This is a genomic window from Leptospira gomenensis, from assembly GCF_004770155.1.
Taxonomy (GTDB): Bacteria; Spirochaetota; Leptospiria; order Leptospirales; family Leptospiraceae; genus Leptospira; species Leptospira gomenensis.
The window spans coordinates 121402-140505 of record NZ_RQFA01000066.1; the positions used below are offsets into that span (position 1 = coordinate 121402).

Consider the following 19104-nt stretch of genomic DNA (forward strand, 5'->3'; position numbering starts at 1 on the left):
TTAGTGCTTTTCTTCCTACTCTATCGGTTAGAATGGTGTCCGAATTGACAGCATACCCCCGTTTTTTTCGGGTTTTTCACAGTTAAGAGAATGACAGCTACCGCGCTCGCACAAGGAAAAAAGATATCGTTCCGTGCCAAGGAAGATTCGGCGTGCCCGATCTGCCACGAAGTTCATCAAAAGGAAAATATGTTCCAAGGCGGAGGACGTCTGATCGCAGGAAAGTTGACGATCGAACTCCGCAGACTCTACGAAAAAAACAAAAAGTTCGGCCGGGTCAGTCCGAACGATTATGTCGTCAGCGTTTGTCCTCGTTGTTTGTATGCTTCATTTACCAAGGATTGGGCCACTTTAGACGCGGAAGAAAACGAAAAGATCCGTTCCCAATCCGATACGAGACGCTCGCATCTGGAAAAAATTCTCGGCCCTTTGGATTTTTACCAGGATCGAAATCTTGTGTTAGGCGCCGCGTCGTATCTTCTCGCGATCGAATGTTACCAAAACAGAAAACCGACCGTGGCCCCTACTCCGAAAAAGGCGGTTTGTTCCGTGAGAGCGGCTTGGTATTTCGACGATCTGAACAACGACTTTCCGAATATGGGATTCGACAAGGTGCGGGATCTTTTGTATCAAAAGGCCGCGGCTTGGTATACGGATACGATGGAAATTATGCAGAGCGGATCCGAACCCGTGGATCAGGCCTCGTATCTTTTGGGACCTGATACGGATAAAAACTGGGCTTTCGACGGAGTCATTTATCTTTCCGCGTATTTAACGATGAAATTCAAGGACGAGTTGGCGAGTGATCCATCCGCAAAACTCAATCTTTTGGTGCGAGCCAAACGAACTCTTTCCCGCTTGTACGGATCGGGAAAGGGATCCAAGTCCAAACCTTCGGTCATCATCGATATGGCCAAAGAACTCTACGACGAATACAACAAGGTCATCGAAGAAATGGGAGGGGAAAAATAAACTACGCCCTCCTCGTCGAATACGACGGACTTTGTTTTCACGGATTTCAAACCCAAAAGGAACTACCGAGCATCCAAGAGAATCTCGAGAACGCTGCCAGAATCCTACTCCAGGAACCGATCGCCGTATCGGGAGCGGGAAGAACGGACACGGGAGTTCACGCCCGCGGGATGATCGTAAATTTTAAAACGACCAAAACCGTCCAAAATATCGGAAAGTTTTTATTGAGTATGAACGCGATCACGGATTCGGGGCTTTCTATTTTGGCGATGAGCGAAGTGGAGGAGAATTTCGACGCCCGTTTCTCGTGCGCTTCCCGGGAATACGAGTATCTGATCCTCAACACTAAATTTCCCCGACCTACCTGGAAAAATCGGGCTTTCTGGTATCAACATAGGATTGACGTTCCGCGCTTGGAGACCGAACTTGAATTATTAAAGGGAGAACACGATTTTCGCAGTTTGGCGAAAGTGATTTCCATGAAAAATCGATCCACGGTTCGGACCGTTTTGGAATCGAAACTGGAACGAAGCGCGGAATTCGACGGTCTCTTGAAGATAAGGATCCGCGCCAACGGCTTTCTTCACAATATGATTCGGATTCTTACGGGTACACTTCTGGAAATCGCTAACGGAAAAAGAAAGGATACGAACATTCTGGAAATTCTTTCTTCCAAAGATAGGACGATCGCAGGAATCACCCTTCCCCCGCACGGACTGTATTTCCTTCGTGCCTACTACGACTCCAGTCCACAAATCGATTCGATGTATTCAGTGCGGGATCTGCAAAAGTAAATGTTTTCCCGGATCCCATCCTTTTTTAAACTCGGCGCATTGTTGTCCTTATCCCTTTTTCCGGGAATACTCGCCGCGTCCCCCAAAAGCCCGAGCGCGTTCGAACTTTTAGGCGGATACAAACCGGATTTAGGAAACGGAAAATTCTTTTCCGATTTTTTGCCTTTGCCCAAACCTACGGCTCAATCCGGCAATCTTCCTTCCAGCGGAATCGTTTCGAAAGAGGAGGAGGAAGCGGCGGAGGCGGGAGAAGAGGATCCCGAGGAAAAGATAGAAGGATATTATGATAATCGAAAGTCCGAAATCGGAGTTTGGCTCGGGGCTTCCAATCCATGGCCGGGTTCGGAAACGCAGAAATATTTGGACACAACCTTGGGAGGTGGATTTTTCTTTCGGATTCCCTGGCCTTGGATCTTTTATCTCGAAATGGGTGCGTTCTACGCCAATTATCTTTCCGCGACCGAGCGGGCGCTTACCACGATTCCCGTATATCTTGCGTTAGGTTATAAACTGCCTATCGATCTTCCGATCTCGTTCATCCTACGCGCGGGCGGAGGAGAAGCGTTCGTGGTGGCGCGGCCCTCCAACACTTCCCGTTGGGATCCGATGGTTCTTGTGGGTTTGGAAACCAGTTTCGTAGCAGGAAAAAAGATCAGGATCGGGATTCGGATCGATTACAATAAAATCTACGAATCTCATCTGGACGCTCCCGAAGAGTCGAAATACTACTATGCGAGTCCGTACGCGGATTCAAGACTTTCCAATCCGAATTATTACCGAGTCGTGGACGCCGAATTTTTCCAATTCGGTCTGATGGTGAGCGTATTCCTATGAAACGAAACAGACAAATCATCGTATTCCTACTTTCTAATTTGCTAATATCCTTTTGCAGAGTCGGCGACTGGAAGGGGAAAGGATCGAGCGATCCGGTCATCAGTACCTTGTTCAACCAGAGGATGTTGCTTCTGGCGAAAGGAACCTACGCGACCGACAATCCGATCGGGTTCGAGGCGTATTCCGGGGGAACCGGGGCGATTTATCAGGACACGACCGGAACCGGCTTCGATCCGGTATTCGATTTATCCGGGATTCCGCTGGCGCAAAATCTTCCGATTTTTATAGACATCGGAGAGATACGGATTTCTACGAAATTCCAACAGGGACTTTTCGATCTGAGTCTGATCAAAAACGTAAAGGACACGAAAAAATTCTGGGACGAAATCGCTCCCAATCGTCAGGTATTCTGTACGATTCCTTATACGACCAATTCCAATTCCTGTAGATTGAACGACGGAGAATTGAAAGCGATCCAATTTTTTAACGGAGAGGGTGTCGCCTATCCTTCCAACGATCCCACCTCCGCAACCGACTGGGGCGCGTTCGGAAACGGCCCCGTGCAATTTTATTATACAGGATTGTATCTGCGTTCCCTCGTGACCGCATGGGCGACGGAACCGGGGTTGACGTTTTCCAATTTGACTTTGTTTGACAATTACCGAGTTCCGGGGATCAACATAGTACCTCGATTGAGTTATCGACCGGGGGCGGATTCCACAATCAAAACGATCTATCCTCCTCTCGTGTTTCCCCTATTGTATAAGGTGGAAAACGGAGATCAGGATATGCTCGTATATCCCGGATTCGATCCGTATATTTTGGAAGTTAGGATGAATCTGAAGGAGAATCTGATGGTCCACTCCTACGTTTCCGGATTGGGCGGAGTTCGGACGTTGGTCGGAGTCAGCGATTGGAAATCCGATTCCGATCACAACGGACAATCGGATATGGGCGGCGGTTTGCTGCTACGATCGCGGATCATTCGCCCCGAAATCGCATCCAGCTTAGCAGTGTTAGGCGGAACCGCGTCCACCACGCATTACTACGGGGTCTATCGGATCGCCGAAACCGACATCGATAATAAACTTCCTTTGATTTCTTCTCCGGTTCAGGGATCGGTGACGAGAATGAAATATATACATCCGGGAGATTACCGAATCCGCTGTCTCGGCGATCTCGTGAAGGTGGACGGATATCCGGAAACCGTCGTCCGCGAAACCACATTTACGGTTCCGGATAACGCGCCCCGCTCCGAAGTCTCAGTCAATCTGAGTTGTCCGTAAAATTCGGTTCTACGGGGAACGATTTTCTGGAGGGGGAAGACTCCCCCTCGCTCCAGCCGCTCCGCGTCTTACGCTACCCCCTCTCCGGGAAATTCGACCGAGACTGATCCCCGGACCCGCCGATTCGTTGTTGGGGGAAAGGGTTCGAATCTTTTTTTGGGGGATCGGGACAAAAACGGATTCTTTCGAAATCGGATCGTAGGAATTCCTACGGTTTCTCAGGGAACAGGTGTCGTGTCGGAATTCCTACGTTCCGTTCGATCCGTGATTCTTGAACATCGCAAAATAATACCCGTAGGAACAGAAAACGTTTCGGGAACCGCGATCCCTCCCAATTTACCTCCAGGTAGTCCGACAAAGGCCGATTTTTCTTGAAAATGAAATCGTCGTTCTTAGACTGAAATCTTTCCGTGTCGGAAGACCTCCGTCTAATCCGGAAGGATTCGGATTTTCACCGAACCGAAAACGCTGACTCGTTTTCGAAACGAAAAAAGAAGATCAAAGACGAATGAAACAAAGAGCAGGATTATATTTCTCGATCGTATTTTTATTGTTAGCCGGAAATTCCTTCCCAGAAGAGCTGATCACCTTCACGCGATTTCGGCAGATCGTTCCTTTGGAGGGAGTAACGACCGATTCGGAATTTTTTGTGGACGCAAGGCTTCCTCGATTTTCCGTTCTTGTCTCGGTCGTCGGTCCGGTTTTAGAGACTCCGGAAGTGGAACGTTGGCCGATCGTTTTCCAGGAAAACCCGAGTCAAAAATCCTTAAAATTCGAAGAATACCGTTTCGAAGTTGCCTTAAAAAGTCGGAACGAAATTCAGAAGGTTTTTTTGACCGAAGCGCAAATTCCCGAAATAGAAAAAGCGGCCAAGGCGGGGAAAATTCTCCATGCATCGATCGTTTATTACGGATATACGAAAAATAAAAAGAGGGTTTTCCTACTTTCCTCCGCTTCCGAATCGAAGACCAAGATCGATAAAAGTATCTGCTTTGCCGATTCATTGATGGACCTCCGCTTGGGTGCGGATTACGCGGAAACGATTGCAGACGCGGAAACTAAGTTCGGCCCGAGTTATCAGGATATGCAGATTCGAGATAAAAAAGGAAAGGTCTTTGTGATCGACCGGGAAAGTAAAACGGTGCTTTACGTCTATGACGGTGGTGAAGAGGAACGGAACAAGGTTCAATCCCTTCAACTGAGCACGTACGGAAATTCCAAACAAAGAGCCGTCAAAAACGTCTTTTTCGGTGACGACGCCGCCTTCGCTTCTAAAAAATTAGGAATTCAATTCAAGGTGCACAAACAGACGGACGAAACCGATATCTATTATTACGACTACTCCGGCTGCACGTTCGAAACGAAAAACAACAAAGTATTTTCTATCTTCATTACAGAAGAATAATATAGTTTTTGAATCGATTCCTTCGAAAACAAACGCCCTGTCGTAATTCCTACTGTTCCTTCGAAAACAAACGCCCTGTCGTAATTCCTACTGTTGCTTCTAAAACAAACGCACTGTCGTAATTCCTGCCGTTGCTCCGAAAACAAACGCTCTGTCGTAATTCCTACTGTTCCTTCGAAAACAAACGCCCTGTCGTAATTCCTACCGTTCCTTCGAAAACAAACGCTCTGTCGTAATTCCTATCGTTGCTTGGAAAACAAACGCTCTGTCCAAACAAGCGGACAGGTGGGAACTGGCTCTCGAACGTTTATTTTAAAATTTCGTCCTGGCGTCCCATCAGTTTGATTCCGAGACGCGGACCGATTTCCTGAACGATGCGGGACGCGACGTAGTTTCCCCAACGAACGGACTTTTCCAAACTCAAACCGTGTGTCATACCGAACAGGACTCCCGCAGCAAAACAATCCCCTGCCCCGGTCGTATCCACCGGTTTCACCGGAAAACCGTCCACGTGGGAAATCGTACCGTTCTCGGCAAAGTAGGCTCCGTTGGCGGAATCGGTCATAAACACGAGAGGAGAAAGACCCGCAATGAACTTCAGAGCTTCTAACTTGTCCTCTTTTTGCGAAAGCGCTTTCGCCTCCTCGGCGTTGCAGAATACGATATCGAAATATTCCCTCGTCAAACGAACGAACTCGTCCCTCGAACGATTTACGCAAAACGGATCGCTGTAGGTATAAGACACCTTAATTCCGTTCTTTTTGGATTCCTCCATCGTAAAGACGGAAGCCTCTTTCGTACCTGGACCGTCCCAGAGATATCCTTCGATGTAGGAAATTGAAGACGCTTTCAACAGGTCCGTATCTATATCACTTTTTTTTAATGTAGTCGAAATTCCCAAATGAGTGAGCATGGTCCGTTCCGCATCCGGCGTGGTCATCACCACACAGGTTCCTGTATGTCCCTGCGGATCGGGAACGGTTTTAAAAACGATTCCCGCATTCTCCATATCCTTTTTGTAGAACTCCCCGTACGTATCCTCGGAAACCTTTCCCGTATAAACCCCGGTTCCTCCCGAATTTGCGATCGCGATCATGGTGTTCGCCGCGCTTCCACCGGAACGTAATTCCTTTTTGCGACCTTCCAAACCGGTCAAAACCTCTCCCTGTTTTTCCGCGTCCACAAGGGTCATGATTCCCTTATCGAACCCGAGTTTTTGCAGGAACACGTCCTCGGTCGGAACCAAAATGTCCACTAGAGCGTTACCGACCCCGAATACGTCGTAATGTTTCATCGTTCTATCCTTTTCGTTTCCATTCGATCAATTCCCAACCGGTGTCCTCCAGAAAATGGATTCCCTCTCCCCCCAGTCTATCCTTGAGAAGTTCGAGAAATTCCTCCTTTCTTTCGGTGATGACACCGCTAAAAAGAAAATGATCCGTTTTTATAGATGCAATTTTTTGAATATTCGCTTTTAATACTGCGAAGGTTATATTGGCGATCAACAGATCCCAGTTTTCGTTTTGAACGGCTTCGTGATCGAAACCGCCCTCTTCCACGATCATCTGCCCGGGTGCGATTCCGTTTTCGTCGCGATTGAAGGTGGCGGATCGGACCGAATTTGGATCGATGTCCACTGCGAGAATTTTCGACGCTCCGGACTTCGCCGCGGCCACGCTCAAAATTCCGGAACCGGTTCCTACGTCCGCGATCTTTTTTCCGTTCAAGGAAAGATATCCCATTCTCCCCAAAACCAAACGTGTGGTTTCGTGATGACCGGTTCCGAACGCAAGTCCCGGATTGATGAGTAGAGGAAGAATTCCTTCCGGGGTCGTACTCGCCGCAGTTTCCTTTTCCCAAGTGGGAATCACACGATACGTTCCCACGGTGAAAGGTTTGTAGAATTCCTTATACGCCTCTTCGTATTCCTTCGTTTCAATCCAACGAGCTTCCCAATAAAAGGATTCTCCCGCGGTCGCCTTCAGAAAGATGAGAAGTTTGGTTTCGTTCTCCCGATCCTCTTCGGCGAGGTAAACGCGGAATTTCGTATCGTCCGAGATGATCTCCTCGTCGGGAGCACGCGGAACTTCCCGGTCAAACAGAATTTCATAATATCCTGCGACTCCGATTTCGTCCAAAAAATCGGTGAATTCCTCCGCGATCTCTTTGGGTATGTTTAGAATGATTTCTCTGTATCTCAAGTTGTTTCCCGAGCTTCGGCGTTTTCCAAAATTTCCGCCTCTACGGGTGTGTCATCCAGGATTTCGTCCTCTCGAACGAAAGCACGGAAGTCTTTTGCGATCCAAACCCAGATTCCCACGAAAAGCGCCGTGGAAAGCCATCCGCCGAATCGCGATTGTGGTAAAACGAAAAAGTTAAAAAGACCGTGTTGTGAAACCGCGAGTAAAAACGCGAAAAACAGATACAACGGACGTTCCTTGGATTCCTTAAAATTGGATTTTAAAAACGCCAATGCGAAACATAGGTTGATCAGAAAGTGTGCGTTCGAAGATCGGATCGTTCTTCCTACAAACATCGCGATCCGGTCCTCTTCCTTCGCGTTGAAGATGTAGTTCGCATTTTCGATTCCCGCAAAACCGAGCGCGACAAAACCCCCGACGAGCACGATCTCCTTTTTAAACGTATGTCGTTTCCAATCGAACGCGAACAACAGACCCGCAAAGAGAATCAGACTTCCCTTGCAGAATTCTTCCATCATCCCCGCCTGTATGAACGCGATATGCGCGGTTTGTGTGAGTATATGTCCGGAACGTTTGGGCGTCGCCATCTTCACGTCCGGCCAAAGGACTGGATGAAGTTTGAGTACGATCTCCGTGGAAAGATATCCCAGAAACAAGGCCAGTAAAACGAGAAAGATCCTTTGTGTCGTGTTCCTTCCCGGAAATAAAAGAAGCAGAACCGCTCCCCAAGGAAGGACGGAAAGGATTCCGAGCGAAGCCACTTCGAGGTTCATAATTCCTCCATATAACGGCCGTCATACATCATCACGAGTTCTTTCTGTAATTGAGTGGGCATCGCTTCGGGATCGATACTTCCGTTCCAAAAAAGTTCGGTGACTCGCACGTATCCTTTCGTACCGGGAGGGGGCATCAAAGGTGATAGACTTTCGATCAATTCCAAGGTCATCTGATCCTGTTCCGGATATCCGGAGGCTTCCACAAGATCCACGTCCACGACCTCTCCGTCGGGTGTGATCGTATACGCTACCACGGAGGAATAATTCCGCGGAGCCCGCCTCCAATATTCCATAAACGATTCCGGTCCCCGCATTTTCGCGGAAATATAATTCGAATACGTCGCGGGTAATTTTTTCCCGCGCACTTGTTTGACTTCCCCTTTGACACGCCCCTCTTCCGCCGGTTTATCGTCGGGAATCTTTTCCCCTTCCTTTTGTGTGGGGGTTTCGGTTCCGGAAATCACTCCTCCGTTGAGGCCTTGCACCTCGTCGGGGAGATTGGGATCGATAAAATAAAATTCCAAATTTTCCGGAGTAAAATGAGTGCGTTGTCTTTCCTGTTCCTTCTGATCTTTTTTTCTCTGCAAAGTCACCGGAATGATGAGGATCAACGACGCGACGATCAGATGCAAAAGGAGGCTGTACGAAAGATTACCGATAAACACCGATTTGGCGTTCGATTCCTCGGGAGTTTTACGGAACTCGCGCCGCAAAAGATACTTGGATAAAAGATGAACGCCAACGATCGCGGCAGCGACGAACACCGCGGGCAGGATACTCGAAGTGATTTCGAAAAACTTCTGATCACGGACGCCCGGCTTCAACCCCATAGACATAAGAAAACGGATTCCGTCCGCGGGTTCGATCCAAGAAAAAAACGCGGTCGCAAAAAACAAAAGTCCGAGCAGATATAAAAACAGGATCGAAAATCCCTTCCACAAACTCCCGATATAAATATGACCCCAACCCGGAAAAAGCCAATCCCTGAGTTTGGCGTAGTTTTGTTTGAGTTTCCCCCGCTCCCCGTCAAAGCCCGCATAACGTGCGATTCTGGTTTGTCTCTCGAAGATCTTCCAAGGTTTTCTAAAAAGAAAGAATTGTTTTCCACGGCTGAACAAAGTGTCCCCCGCGATCACGATCGAGAAAAAATACAAAAAACTGTCTTCTAAAATCCCGAGTTGCCCGTATTCCAAACGATACGGATCCTGAAACACGAGACGAGACGTAAGATACCCCGCCGCCAAAAGTACGAGCAGTTTAAAATGGATCCGTTCTATCTTTTCTTCGGGGATCAGACGCGCCGGAAGATGGGCCGCTTTTTCCCTTTGTTTTTTGAGATAAACCGAGTGACCGAACAAAAGGATCATCCCCAAAAGGACGTAAAAACCGATGAGCCATTCCCCCAACTCCAAAATCAGAGACCGTACCAAACCTTCCGCGACGGGAGAAAGAATGGCAGCGATTTCGAGAGGATACAAAACGCTCCAACAAAGAACCTGAAACAAAAGCGAACCGAATGCGGAAGCGCGCACTTCTCTTCCTCTGGGAAACGCGAATAAAACTCCTAAGGGAAAGAAAATTCCGAGTCCCAGAAAGGGGGAACTCCAGGACAAAAAATTTACGCCGAAGATGACTAATTTCTTTTTCAGGCAAGGTCTCCTTGGACTCTGCAAAACCGATTTCTACCAACCATTGGACCCGGAATGGGAGCGTAGGCAAACAAGAAATCCGTTCCACCGAGGAATTAAAATACTTTCTTCCGAAGTCCCGAGAAGAATTCTGGACGCATGGAAAAGAAAGAAAGTCTCGATTCCTCGTTGAAGGAGATCGTATCCGTTTGTAAACGCAGGGGATTCGTATATCCCGGTTCCGAAATTTACGGAGGCTTATCCAACACCTTCGACTACGGTCCGTACGGGGTCGAACTTCTCCAAAATCTAAAACAACTCTGGTGGAAATATTTTGTCCACTTACGCGAGGACGTGGTGGGACTCGATTCCTCCATCCTCCTCAATCCGAAAGTCTGGGAAGCCTCGGGACACGTTTCCAACTTCAACGATCCGTTAATCGATTGCAAAAATTGTAAGACCAGAATCCGCGCGGACAAGTTCCTGGAAGACCAAAAGGGAGAGGGTTTTGCGAACGGACTTACCCTCGAAAAGATGAATCATGTCATCAAGGAAAGTAACTTCGCGTGTCCTAGTTGCGGACAACGCGGCACCTTCACCGAAGCGCGCGACTTCAATCTCATGTTCAAAACCTCCCATGGAGCGAGCGCGGAAGACGCCGTCGATATTTATCTGAGACCCGAAACCGCCCAAGGTATCTTCCTTAACTTTAAGAACGTAGTCTCCACTACGAGAAGAAAGATTCCGTTCGGAATCGCACAGATCGGAAAATCTTTTCGAAACGAAATCATGGCGCGTCAGTTCGTGTTTCGAACGCGCGAGTTCGAACAGATGGAGATGGAATTTTTCTGCGAACCGGGAACTCAAAAGGAATGGTTCGCGCACTGGGTTGACTATTGTATGAAGTGGCTCACCGAACAAGTCGGAATCAAAAAGGAAAATCTAAGAGTCCGCGAACACGAAAAGGAGGAATTGTCCTTCTACAGCGAAGGAACCTCCGACATCGAGTTTAAATATAATTTCGGATGGGGAGAATTGTGGGGAATCGCCTCTCGCACGGATTACGACCTCAATCAGCACCAAAAATTTTCCGGAGAAGATCTGAAATATCAGGATCAGGTGAATAACAAAAAATACGTTCCGTTTGTCGTCGAACCCGCGTTAGGCGTAAATCGACTGTTTTTGGCGGTAGTAGCCGACGCCTACGAAGAGGAAAAACTTTCCGACGGAGAAACCAGAACCGTACTTCGTTTTTCTCCAAAAATCGCGCCCGTAAAAGCTGCGGTTTTTCCTTTGATGAAAAAGGACGGACTTCCCGAAAAATCCAGGGAGATCTTCGACGACCTCGCAAAACTGGGAAACATCGAATACGACGACGGCGGCGCCATCGGAAAACGGTACAGACGTCAGGACGAAATCGGAACACCGTTTTGTATAACAGTAGATTATGATACTCTTAAGGACGACACAGTAACGGTTCGGGAAAGGGACAGCATGTCCCAAGAAAGGATCCCCGTCAAACAACTCAGGACTTGGCTTTTCGAACGATTGTAAACTACGAACCGTATTTTTCTAAAGAGCTGCGGAAACGGCGTCTAACAACCCAAATTCCTTGACGTTCGCCGTTTTGGAGCGCGCTCAACGCGCGGAAGAATTGGTACGAGGCCTGAGTGCGCCTTAGCAAACGGCTCGCAAGTTGAAGTGATAAAACAAATGTGCCAAAGCCCAAGCAAACCTGAGCGGGAACCGCCAATGTCGAAGCGATCTCGCAGCGACGCGAGGAGACGAAGTTAGGCGAAGGTTTGAGTCGGTTTATCGTTCTGTTAATTTACCAGTTACATACTGATGTAATATACTTGAAACTAAAGTTTGATAAGGGATCCCAATTTCCAGAGCTTTAGTTTTTAATAATTGAATGTCTTTCCCAGCAATTCTGATATTCATCCGCTTATCTTTCAATAAAGTATTCTTGGCAGCAGATTTGAATTTTTTCAAATATTGTGCTTTATTATCGACAGACTTCCATTCATTCCGCTCGATCGAAGATTCCAAACTTTTCTCTTCTTGGCTAAGTTTATATTTCATAAATTTGTCTCCGGTAAATATATACTCGTATATTTCCTTGATGGATATATTGTTTTAAAAAAGAAAATATCCTTATTTTCAATTGTAGGAACTACCCAAGCATAACTATCTATTTCCACAACTATTAAGATTTGATTCGGATATTTTTTCTTATTCGGATTCCTTAGGATATCCAAAACTGACCCAGACTCAACTTCAACAACGACTCTTTCAAAGCTAATATTACGTTCAGCCTTTAGAGCTTCATTTTTAGCATTATCCCAATCAAAGATCACTTAGCGAAATTATTAGACGTGTGCCGAATGTCAATACAATGTTTTTAAATGTAAAATCGGGAAAATTCGCTTAAAATAAGAGGTATGAACGGAAATCTTTACTACAAAGATATTTCCCCACATTTAGTCTAACAACCCAAATTCCTCGACGTTCGCCGTTTTGGAGCGCGCTCAACGCGCGGAAGAATTGGTACGAGGCCTGAGTGCGCCTTAGCAAACGGCTCGCAAGTTGAAGTGATAAAACAAATGTGCCAAAGCCCAAGCAAACCTGAGCGGGAACCGCCAATGTCGAAGCGATCTCGCAGCGACGCGAGGAGACGAAGTTAGGCGAAGGTTTGAGTATTGTGTTCGAACTTACCTACTTCGGTAATGGAAGTTTAGAAATATAAAATCCTGGAACACGATCCCAACTTCCTTGCATTTTTGTTACAGCTCCAAATGTAAACAAATAGACAAACCCTTTATCATATCGGATATGGATTTCATTAAAATGTCTGCCGTCACCTTCGCAGCGATAAGTTCTCGCATATTTTTTACATTCTTTTAATAGTATATTCTTATCTAAGTCCTTTAAGAATATATACGATGAGTTCTCTTGATTGATTTCTCCATTTTCAATTTGAGAGATTAGCATCTTTGAATCCTCAACTTCTTGTTTCGATTCGGATTCCATGCGTAGGGCTTCTAATTTTAACGTCTGACCGTCCTTTTCAAAAAAAGCGACAGACCATGTACGTCCATACTCCCAAGTTTGTTTAAAAGTAATATGAGCTGAAAATATCCTTCCTATTGAAAAAGTACGTTTTATTGTCGGTGGCAAGTCGTCCGTTGCCGCCTGAAATTCATTTAACACTGCACATAAATCTTGGCGTTGAGAAGTACAGGATTTAGGAGTGACGATTGCCTTTAATAAATCATCGATTTCATTATCATTCGAATCCTTAGTCTGAGAAAATATGTTTAGAGACAGGAATAAAATTAAAAATGGGAAACCGAATTTAAGCATATCTGAACGACCTAAATACAAATGAATAAAGATTCATAAATTCAATCGAAAGAGCAACTATTTTAATAGAGAACACTCGAATTTCGCCTAACGAAAGAGTCTCCCGACGTTGCGGCCACAAGCGGATATGCGCGACGCGGTTAGCACGAGGTTCGAGCAACTTTAGTCGCATCCCGCGAACCGAAGTGATAAAACAAATGTGACGAAGGCAAAGCGAGACTGAGCGGGAACCGCGAATGTCGAAGCGATCTCGCAGCGACGCGAGGAGACGAGGTTAGGCGAAGGTTTTGGGCATTCAACTAGAGATTAAGCTCTCGCCTTACTTTTCGAAATTGACCTATTCTTAATCTTATAATCTTTTATTAGTATCTCAGTAGGTATTCCTAAATTTTGATTAATTTTTCTGATCATTTCTAAAGTTAATTTTCTTTTTTTGTTTAGAATTTCCGTCGCCCTACTTCGACCACCAATCCAATTTCCCAAATCTACATTCTTTAGATTCTTTTCTTCCATTACCGATTTAATTGCTTCAATTGGATCTGGATTTTCAATCGGATAATGCTTATTTTCATAAGCGTCAACAAGCGTTATTAAAATATCTAATTTGTCATATTCAGGAGTATTTTTTTTTGAGTCCCAAAGTTTATCAATTTCTTTAAGAGCAAACTCATAGTCTTTCACAGATTTTACTGGTTTAATTTCCATTTAAATATCCTCGGCATTAATTTTATCATATTGTTCATGCGTTCCAATAAAGCGAATGAAGACAGTTTGTAGATTATAATGTATCTTTACGATTAGCCTATATCTATTCCCATGAATGTTAAAAACGACTCTACTATTTCCTAAAATGCTTGCGTTTCGATACTTTTCTTTAATTACGCTTGGAGAAGTCCAAATTGATTTAGAAGCTTTTTTAAACCACACTTCAATTGGTATTTTTGAATCTAAATATTTTGGATTTTCATAAAAATCTCTTAAAATTTTTCTTGAGATTATCCGCACATCTTCATTTTTTCGTGTTACCATTTTGGGAACAATCTTTTTCACATAATTTTGAATAAATTTTAAAGTATTATCTTGCCCGGAATTGGAGAAAAATTAGCCCAAAACCGTTCGCCTAACGACTTAGGTTTCTCGAAGTTTGCGGTTCTGGAGCGCGTCTAAAACGCGCGAAAGAATTGGAACGAGGTTCGAGCGACCTTAGCCGCGTCTCGCGAACCGAGTGACAAAGCAAATGTGCCGGAGGCCAAGCAAGAGTCGCGAAGCGATCTCGCAGCGCCGCGAGAAACCGCAGTTATGCGAAGTGGCTGATTGTTGTTTAAGCGTTTTTACTCTTTAAATGTATTACTGGCTCAGCATCCAATGCCTTTGCAAGTCGGTTGATCAATGACAATGATAAGTTCTTATAATTTCCTGATTCAATGCGTGCTATCGCTGGTTGAGAAGTGCCAATTTTCTCTGCTAAATCCTTTTGAGTCAGATTTCTCTTTTTTCTTAGTTTAATGATCTCTTTCGCTAAAGTGAACTCATTAGAAAGAACTTCATATTCTTTCTTAAAATCTTTATTCTTTAATTCCTTAGTTAGAAGTGAATCAAAGCTTTTCGTCTTAAGTTTCATACTTGCTCTCCTCGATAAGTCTTCATTAACTTGAAGGCTTTAGTCAATTGATCTTTACTCGTCTTTTGTTCTTTCTTTATATATCCTGAAGTTAAAATAACAACGCGATCTTTCTCAAAGAAATAAAAGAATCTGCAAATATTCGTGCCTTGTTTAATTCTTAGCTCGAAGAGCCCTTCGTAACCTTGAATTTTCTTAGAAAATGGTTCTCTTAATTCTGGCCCAAATTCTCCTAATAATTCAATCGTTCTAAATGCTTTGGCTTTAAGTTTATTTTCCAGTTTTAAAAGAAACTCTTCCGCAGGTTCTAATAATTGGATTTTAAACTTCACTATTCAATATATCAAATTTGATATATTTGTCAATCCCTATTTCAATTTAGTTTTCAGCCATTTCGCCTAACTTCGAGTAAGCACAATTCGGGGATTCCGTTTGCGTTTATGCGAACTTCGCGTAAATGATTCAATCCCTCCCACCTCTGACATTCGCGTTTCCAAAACATATGTTTATGGAAGGACGGAACGAATCTCACCTCGTAGAAAAAAGGAAACTTGCAAAACCGAGAGGATTGTATACAATTCTCCGATATACAAACTTAGGAGACGATTCATCGGTGTTCTTCCCGACCTTGAGCGAAACGAAAACGGGGCTCGTCTTGCTCACTCATACCCATTCGCGTAACCGCCGGTTGTCTCCGAAAAAACCAGATCAAAAAGGAACACGCACAAATGTCGGATGATGTTTTACGATTTCCGGGAGGAGCAAAAAGATCCTCCGAAATAGACGTTTGGTTGTTACGGCAACCCGACGAACTGCAAATGATCGCACAACGTTGGTTCACTCCTATGAGAGAATGTGGAGAAGACGTCCGCGAACTCATACATGACGGGCATCCGACCGCCTGCGTTTACGACGTTGCGTTCGCTTACGTCAACGTATTCACCGCGCACGTAAACGTCGGGTTTTTCAACGGCTCCTTACTACACGATCCCGCCAAACTTCTGCAAGGAACCGGAAAAAGGATGCGTCACGTCAAACTCCGACCCGGTGTAGAAGTAAACGAAAAGGCTTTGACGGAGCTGATCCTCTCCGCATATCGAGACGCGCAAAAGCGAAATCCCAACTTCTTCTAAATCCCGCGGAAAAATTACGCGCCCCTATCGTCCATGCTTGTTCGGTAATAAACGCTCCTTTCGAAAATCCTCGATGACGATCGCCGACCCGCAATTGTTTCCCGGTCGGGTTTCACGGTTTGTGTTGGTCGAGGGATTTCGGGAAATTTCTTTCCGCTTGCCCGCAAAAGCGTTCCTTTTCCATCGCAAACGGTCCGTCAACGTAAGGACGAAACGCTTTCATACGCGATAATTTTTGCGTTTCAAGGAAAAATGGAAACGATAAACGCTCTTAAAATTCAGAAAACCTGCTTGAAACCGCGCTCAATTTATTCAACTTAATAGTTTAATAATTGACGTAAATCAACACCGATCATTTACTCAACTAAATGGTTGAATTACGAAAAAAAGACAGAACTCTCGATCGGGTATTTGCCGCACTCGCGGACGGCTCCCGAAGAAAGATGCTCGAACGTCTGCGAAAACGTCCGCTCACCATTTCCGAATTGGCCCGTCCCTTTTCGATGTCCTTCGCGGGAGTGGCCAAACACATAGATGTTCTTACGGAAGCCGGGCTCGTTCGTAAGATAAGGGATTCGGAAGACGGACGTAGTTTTCGTTTGGAACTCCAGGATCGAACGCTTTCCGAGGCCTCCCGCTGGATGACGTATCATCGGGATTTCTGGACCAAAAAACTCGACCGTCTGGAATTATTTTTACAGGAGCAGGATCATGTCCCCGAACGTACTAAAGGTAGAAAAAAAAATTAACGCGGATCCGCTCCGCCTCTTCCGAGCCTGGTTGAATCCGGAGGATTTTTCGAATTGGTTTTTATCCGGAGAAGGTGTCGGTATAGAATCCGTTTCTCTCGACCCGCGCCCGGGAGGAAAGTTTCGAATCGATATGTCCCTCGACGGAAAAATTCTTCCACACGAAGGGGAATATCTGGTGATCGAAGAACCCACGAAACTCGTATTCACCTGGAAATCCCATATGACGGAACACAAGGAAACCCTGGTCACGGTGACGTTCACTTCTCTCCCGTCATCACCTAACGGCAATTCTGCGAAAAACAAAGGACCGCAGACGCTGATCACCTTGATCCATGAACGTCTGGAAGGAGAATCTCGTATCAAAGCGCACGAGTACGGATGGACGAGCATATTAGAAGGTCTGAACGATAGATTCGGCCTCCGAGAATAAAAACGTCCCGATCTAAAAAGTCTTTACGTAAAAAAAATAAAGGAGCATACGATGAATGGAATCTATCACAAGATAGGCATTCACGCCGGAGCCCTGGAAGTGATCCAGGCGCTTACAACGAAAAAAGGTCTCGCAAGTTGGTGGACGAGACAAGTGGAAGGTCCGTTTTCAAACGGTTCCTCCGCGCCGGGAGAATCGATCCGATTCGACTTCGATAAGGGAAGTTTCGAAATGAAAGTCAAAGAACTCGCGCCCGCCCGCGTCCTTTGGGAATGTGTCTCCGGACCGGAGGATTGGATCGGCTCGCACGTCGATTTCAGCCTAAGCCAGAGCGCAAGTCCGGACGGAAAAGCGATGACTCTTGTCCACTTCCGACACCAGGATTGGAAACGGGAAAGCGAATTCACCGCTCATTGTAGTATGAAATGGGCGACGTTTTTACTCAGCCTAAAGAATTTTATGGAAGTCGGAGAAGGAAGACCTGCTCCGGACGATCTTAAAATCGACGATATGAATTGAAGACACGGAGCGCGGGACGGATTCTTCCCGCGTTTTCCCGTATCGTCGCGTAAGACGAACCGCCCAGTCCTTTTTACTCTGAAAACATACGTTTATTAGAATATACGAATCAACGATTCCTAAATAGCCTGAAAATGTCGTAAAACATAAAGAAGAACAATTCCAACGCATCGGTAGAAAGATTCAACCGATCTCCGAGCCCGTTCATCGAACGCAAATATTCCACGTAGGTATTTCCGTCCTTATCGTTCAGTACGCAAAATCGGATTCCGTTTACGGACTTACCGTTCAAAGCCCTTTCTATCTTTTGATCCAAAATCAGCAAAGGCCCGCCTTCAAAACGAGTCGCGTTAAAATAAAGAAATTTACTCCACGTCGATCTTCCTAATCCTTTGATATCCTCGAACTTTTTCGAGATTTCGACCAATTCCCTCTCGTTCAATTCCGAAGTTTCGATATCTTTGAGTATCCTTACGATTTCGGGAATAGAACTTAATACATTTTTAATATTATTCCCTCTTCCTCCATACGGATATCCCCACATTAAAATTTTAATCACCTTATCCTCGGAAAGGGAAAGACCGTCCATCAAATCACCGCGCGAATATCCTTCCGCGATATCGGGAGGCAAACTTCTCGGCGATACGGAATCGGAAAGCAGCTTCTCCCATCTACTTAAATGGGGAAAGAAGGATTGTTCCTTAAAAGGAAGATTTTTAATGAAAACGATGTATTCGGATAGATCCATTATGAAAGGACACCTTACGATTCGATCTTTAAAACGGAAAAATTTCCGGAAAACATCCGTCTCGCGAAAAATAGCAGGATCCGTTTTCCAGAAAGACGGTTGTATCGAATTCTAAAAGACAACTTTCGGAACGTTTCCTAAAAGATACGAAACGTTCCGTAGAAGTGTACGACGACTTTCGATCATTCTTCGATGATCGCGAAATAATTTCCCTCGAAGTCCGCGAAATTAAATACTTTTTTTCCGTTCGGAAAATTCACCTTTTCTCCTACCTTGATCCTGTTCTCTTGCAAACGCAAATACAAACCTTCGATATCGTCCGTCGTCAATAGAATCGACGGTGTTCCCAAATTCATATCCGGATTCGCCGCGGCCACGACCGCCTTATTCTGCAATACCAGTTTGGTGGAATTCGGACGTCCGTCCGTTAGAATGATCGCGAACGATTTTCCGTAGTCTTCCCTTCCTTCCACCGTAAACCCGAATTGTTTCACCCAAAAATCGGCGATACCTTCCTGATCGTTGACGTACAACATGATCTGATTCAATCGATTCATACTTTCCCCTTTTTTTCTCGATTTGACTTATATAAAAATCCTTTCGATTCGGTTCAATCATTTCCGTTCCTTAGAACCGCAA

General features: G+C 45.4%; 23 protein-coding genes. 10 read left to right on the forward strand and 13 right to left on the reverse strand.

Annotated elements, in window-relative coordinates; translation table 11 throughout:
* The first annotated feature begins 90 nt into the window (after nucleotides 1-90).
* The 5 genes from EHQ17_RS14775 to EHQ17_RS14795 all read left to right on the forward strand — a co-directional run bounded on the left by EHQ17_RS14775 (nucleotide 91) and on the right by EHQ17_RS14795 (nucleotide 5291).
* A complete protein-coding gene (locus EHQ17_RS14775) occupies nucleotides 91-972 on the forward strand; it encodes a DUF2225 domain-containing protein (protein WP_135590611.1) in 882 nt (293 codons plus the stop codon).
* Complete coding sequence (gene truA, locus EHQ17_RS14780; protein ID WP_135590610.1) at nucleotides 969-1766, forward strand: tRNA pseudouridine(38-40) synthase TruA; 798 nt, start codon at nucleotides 969-971, stop codon at nucleotides 1764-1766. Before EHQ17_RS14775 ends, truA begins: the two co-directional genes overlap by 4 nt.
* The gene (locus EHQ17_RS14785; RefSeq protein WP_135590609.1) at nucleotides 1767-2600 is read left to right on the forward strand and encodes a hypothetical protein; all 834 of its coding nucleotides are present in this window, start codon (nucleotides 1767-1769) and stop codon (nucleotides 2598-2600) included.
* On the forward strand, nucleotides 2597-3886 hold the full coding sequence (locus tag EHQ17_RS14790; RefSeq protein WP_135590608.1) for an LIC11270 family surface protein: 1290 nt from the start codon (nucleotides 2597-2599) through the stop codon (nucleotides 3884-3886). The genes EHQ17_RS14785 and EHQ17_RS14790 overlap by 4 nt, the downstream gene beginning before the upstream one ends.
* A 508-nt stretch (nucleotides 3887-4394) precedes the next feature.
* Nucleotides 4395-5291 (forward strand): hypothetical protein, encoded by an 897-nt coding sequence (locus EHQ17_RS14795; protein ID WP_135590607.1) that lies wholly within the window; start codon nucleotides 4395-4397, stop codon nucleotides 5289-5291.
* Between the two features lie 307 nt (nucleotides 5292-5598).
* On the opposite strand, the gene EHQ17_RS14800 is transcribed toward EHQ17_RS14795, so the two are convergent.
* From EHQ17_RS14800 to EHQ17_RS14815, 4 genes are read right to left on the reverse strand one after another with little or no spacing between them, the layout of a single operon-like run.
* A complete protein-coding gene (locus EHQ17_RS14800) occupies nucleotides 5599-6585 on the reverse strand; it encodes an adenosine kinase (protein ID WP_135590606.1) in 987 nt (328 codons plus the stop codon).
* Between the two features lie 4 nt (nucleotides 6586-6589).
* Nucleotides 6590-7492: a 50S ribosomal protein L11 methyltransferase gene (locus EHQ17_RS14805; protein WP_135590605.1), complete on the reverse strand. Its 903-nt coding sequence runs from the start codon at nucleotides 7490-7492 to the stop codon at nucleotides 6590-6592.
* A complete protein-coding gene (locus EHQ17_RS14810; RefSeq protein WP_135590604.1) occupies nucleotides 7489-8265 on the reverse strand; it encodes a PrsW family glutamic-type intramembrane protease in 777 nt (258 codons plus the stop codon). Before EHQ17_RS14810 ends, EHQ17_RS14805 begins: the two co-directional genes overlap by 4 nt.
* A complete protein-coding gene (locus EHQ17_RS14815) occupies nucleotides 8262-9881 on the reverse strand; it encodes an energy transducer TonB (RefSeq protein WP_135590603.1) in 1620 nt (539 codons plus the stop codon). The genes EHQ17_RS14810 and EHQ17_RS14815 overlap by 4 nt, the downstream gene beginning before the upstream one ends.
* A 174-nt stretch (nucleotides 9882-10055) precedes the next feature.
* On the opposite strand from EHQ17_RS14815, the gene EHQ17_RS14820 reads away from it, so the two are divergent.
* Nucleotides 10056-11450 carry a glycine--tRNA ligase gene (locus EHQ17_RS14820; protein WP_135590602.1) on the forward strand — a complete coding sequence of 465 codons (1395 nt, stop codon included), beginning with the start codon at nucleotides 10056-10058 and terminating at the stop codon, nucleotides 11448-11450.
* A 258-nt stretch (nucleotides 11451-11708) separates the two neighbouring features.
* On the opposite strand, the gene EHQ17_RS14825 is transcribed toward EHQ17_RS14820, so the two are convergent.
* The 7 genes from EHQ17_RS14825 to EHQ17_RS14855 all read right to left on the reverse strand — a co-directional run bounded on the left by EHQ17_RS14825 (nucleotide 11709) and on the right by EHQ17_RS14855 (nucleotide 15215).
* Nucleotides 11709-11981, reverse strand: coding sequence for an antitoxin (locus EHQ17_RS14825; RefSeq protein WP_135590601.1), 273 nt, complete (start codon nucleotides 11979-11981; stop codon nucleotides 11709-11711).
* Nucleotides 11978-12256 (reverse strand): BrnT family toxin, encoded by a 279-nt coding sequence (locus tag EHQ17_RS14830; protein WP_135590600.1) that lies wholly within the window; start codon nucleotides 12254-12256, stop codon nucleotides 11978-11980. Before EHQ17_RS14830 ends, EHQ17_RS14825 begins: the two co-directional genes overlap by 4 nt.
* A 358-nt stretch (nucleotides 12257-12614) precedes the next feature.
* Nucleotides 12615-13283 carry a hypothetical protein gene (locus tag EHQ17_RS14835; protein ID WP_135736205.1) on the reverse strand — a complete coding sequence of 223 codons (669 nt, stop codon included), beginning with the start codon at nucleotides 13281-13283 and terminating at the stop codon, nucleotides 12615-12617.
* 285 nt (nucleotides 13284-13568) lie between these two features.
* Complete coding sequence (locus EHQ17_RS14840) at nucleotides 13569-13967, reverse strand: helix-turn-helix domain-containing protein (RefSeq protein ID WP_135590598.1); 399 nt, start codon at nucleotides 13965-13967, stop codon at nucleotides 13569-13571.
* Nucleotides 13968-14312, reverse strand: coding sequence for a type II toxin-antitoxin system HigB family toxin (locus EHQ17_RS14845; protein ID WP_246057570.1), 345 nt, complete (start codon nucleotides 14310-14312; stop codon nucleotides 13968-13970).
* A 271-nt stretch (nucleotides 14313-14583) separates the two neighbouring features.
* On the reverse strand, nucleotides 14584-14883 hold the full coding sequence (locus EHQ17_RS14850) for a helix-turn-helix domain-containing protein (protein ID WP_135590597.1): 300 nt from the start codon (nucleotides 14881-14883) through the stop codon (nucleotides 14584-14586).
* Nucleotides 14880-15215 carry a type II toxin-antitoxin system RelE/ParE family toxin gene (locus EHQ17_RS14855; protein WP_135590596.1) on the reverse strand — a complete coding sequence of 112 codons (336 nt, stop codon included), beginning with the start codon at nucleotides 15213-15215 and terminating at the stop codon, nucleotides 14880-14882. Before EHQ17_RS14855 ends, EHQ17_RS14850 begins: the two co-directional genes overlap by 4 nt.
* A 396-nt stretch (nucleotides 15216-15611) precedes the next feature.
* On the opposite strand from EHQ17_RS14855, the gene EHQ17_RS14860 reads away from it, so the two are divergent.
* From EHQ17_RS14860 to EHQ17_RS14875, 4 genes are all read left to right on the forward strand, one after another.
* Nucleotides 15612-16016 carry a DUF1801 domain-containing protein gene (locus tag EHQ17_RS14860; RefSeq protein WP_135590595.1) on the forward strand — a complete coding sequence of 135 codons (405 nt, stop codon included), beginning with the start codon at nucleotides 15612-15614 and terminating at the stop codon, nucleotides 16014-16016.
* A 368-nt stretch (nucleotides 16017-16384) separates the two neighbouring features.
* Nucleotides 16385-16765 (forward strand): ArsR/SmtB family transcription factor, encoded by a 381-nt coding sequence (locus EHQ17_RS14865; protein WP_135590594.1) that lies wholly within the window; start codon nucleotides 16385-16387, stop codon nucleotides 16763-16765.
* On the forward strand, nucleotides 16728-17198 hold the full coding sequence (locus tag EHQ17_RS14870) for an SRPBCC family protein (RefSeq protein WP_135590593.1): 471 nt from the start codon (nucleotides 16728-16730) through the stop codon (nucleotides 17196-17198). The genes EHQ17_RS14865 and EHQ17_RS14870 overlap by 38 nt, the downstream gene beginning before the upstream one ends.
* Before the next feature lie 51 nt (nucleotides 17199-17249).
* Nucleotides 17250-17717: an SRPBCC family protein gene (locus EHQ17_RS14875; RefSeq protein WP_135590592.1), complete on the forward strand. Its 468-nt coding sequence runs from the start codon at nucleotides 17250-17252 to the stop codon at nucleotides 17715-17717.
* A gap of 109 nt (nucleotides 17718-17826) precedes the next feature.
* Here the strand turns inward: EHQ17_RS14875 and EHQ17_RS14880 are convergent, their stop codons facing one another.
* Entirely contained in the window at nucleotides 17827-18465 is a 639-nt protein-coding gene (locus tag EHQ17_RS14880) for an 8-oxoguanine DNA glycosylase OGG fold protein (RefSeq protein ID WP_135590591.1), read from the reverse strand.
* Between the two features lie 182 nt (nucleotides 18466-18647).
* Complete coding sequence (locus tag EHQ17_RS14885; RefSeq protein ID WP_135590590.1) at nucleotides 18648-19022, reverse strand: VOC family protein; 375 nt, start codon at nucleotides 19020-19022, stop codon at nucleotides 18648-18650.
* Nucleotides 19023-19104: the final 82 nt, after the last annotated feature.

Coding starts and splice junctions, on each gene's coding strand:
- EHQ17_RS14775 (WP_135590611.1), top strand. CDS start 91: ATGACAGCTACCGCGCTCGCACAAGGAAAAAAGATATCGTTCCGTGCC.
- EHQ17_RS14785 (WP_135590609.1), top strand. CDS start 1,767: ATGTTTTCCCGGATCCCATCCTTTTTTAAACTCGGCGCATTGTTGTCC.
- EHQ17_RS14790 (WP_135590608.1), top strand. CDS start 2,597: ATGAAACGAAACAGACAAATCATCGTATTCCTACTTTCTAATTTGCTA.
- EHQ17_RS14795 (WP_135590607.1), top strand. CDS start 4,395: ATGAAACAAAGAGCAGGATTATATTTCTCGATCGTATTTTTATTGTTA.
- EHQ17_RS14800 (WP_135590606.1), bottom strand. CDS start 6,585: ATGAAACATTACGACGTATTCGGGGTCGGTAACGCTCTAGTGGACATT.
- EHQ17_RS14810 (WP_135590604.1), bottom strand. CDS start 8,265: ATGAACCTCGAAGTGGCTTCGCTCGGAATCCTTTCCGTCCTTCCTTGG.
- EHQ17_RS14820 (WP_135590602.1), top strand. CDS start 10,056: ATGGAAAAGAAAGAAAGTCTCGATTCCTCGTTGAAGGAGATCGTATCC.
- EHQ17_RS14825 (WP_135590601.1), bottom strand. CDS start 11,981: ATGAAATATAAACTTAGCCAAGAAGAGAAAAGTTTGGAATCTTCGATC.
- EHQ17_RS14840 (WP_135590598.1), bottom strand. CDS start 13,967: ATGGAAATTAAACCAGTAAAATCTGTGAAAGACTATGAGTTTGCTCTT.
- EHQ17_RS14850 (WP_135590597.1), bottom strand. CDS start 14,883: ATGAAACTTAAGACGAAAAGCTTTGATTCACTTCTAACTAAGGAATTA.
- EHQ17_RS14860 (WP_135590595.1), top strand. CDS start 15,612: ATGTCGGATGATGTTTTACGATTTCCGGGAGGAGCAAAAAGATCCTCC.
- EHQ17_RS14865 (WP_135590594.1), top strand. CDS start 16,385: ATGGTTGAATTACGAAAAAAAGACAGAACTCTCGATCGGGTATTTGCC.
- EHQ17_RS14870 (WP_135590593.1), top strand. CDS start 16,728: ATGTCCCCGAACGTACTAAAGGTAGAAAAAAAAATTAACGCGGATCCG.
- EHQ17_RS14875 (WP_135590592.1), top strand. CDS start 17,250: ATGAATGGAATCTATCACAAGATAGGCATTCACGCCGGAGCCCTGGAA.
- EHQ17_RS14880 (WP_135590591.1), bottom strand. CDS start 18,465: ATGGATCTATCCGAATACATCGTTTTCATTAAAAATCTTCCTTTTAAG.
- EHQ17_RS14885 (WP_135590590.1), bottom strand. CDS start 19,022: ATGAATCGATTGAATCAGATCATGTTGTACGTCAACGATCAGGAAGGT.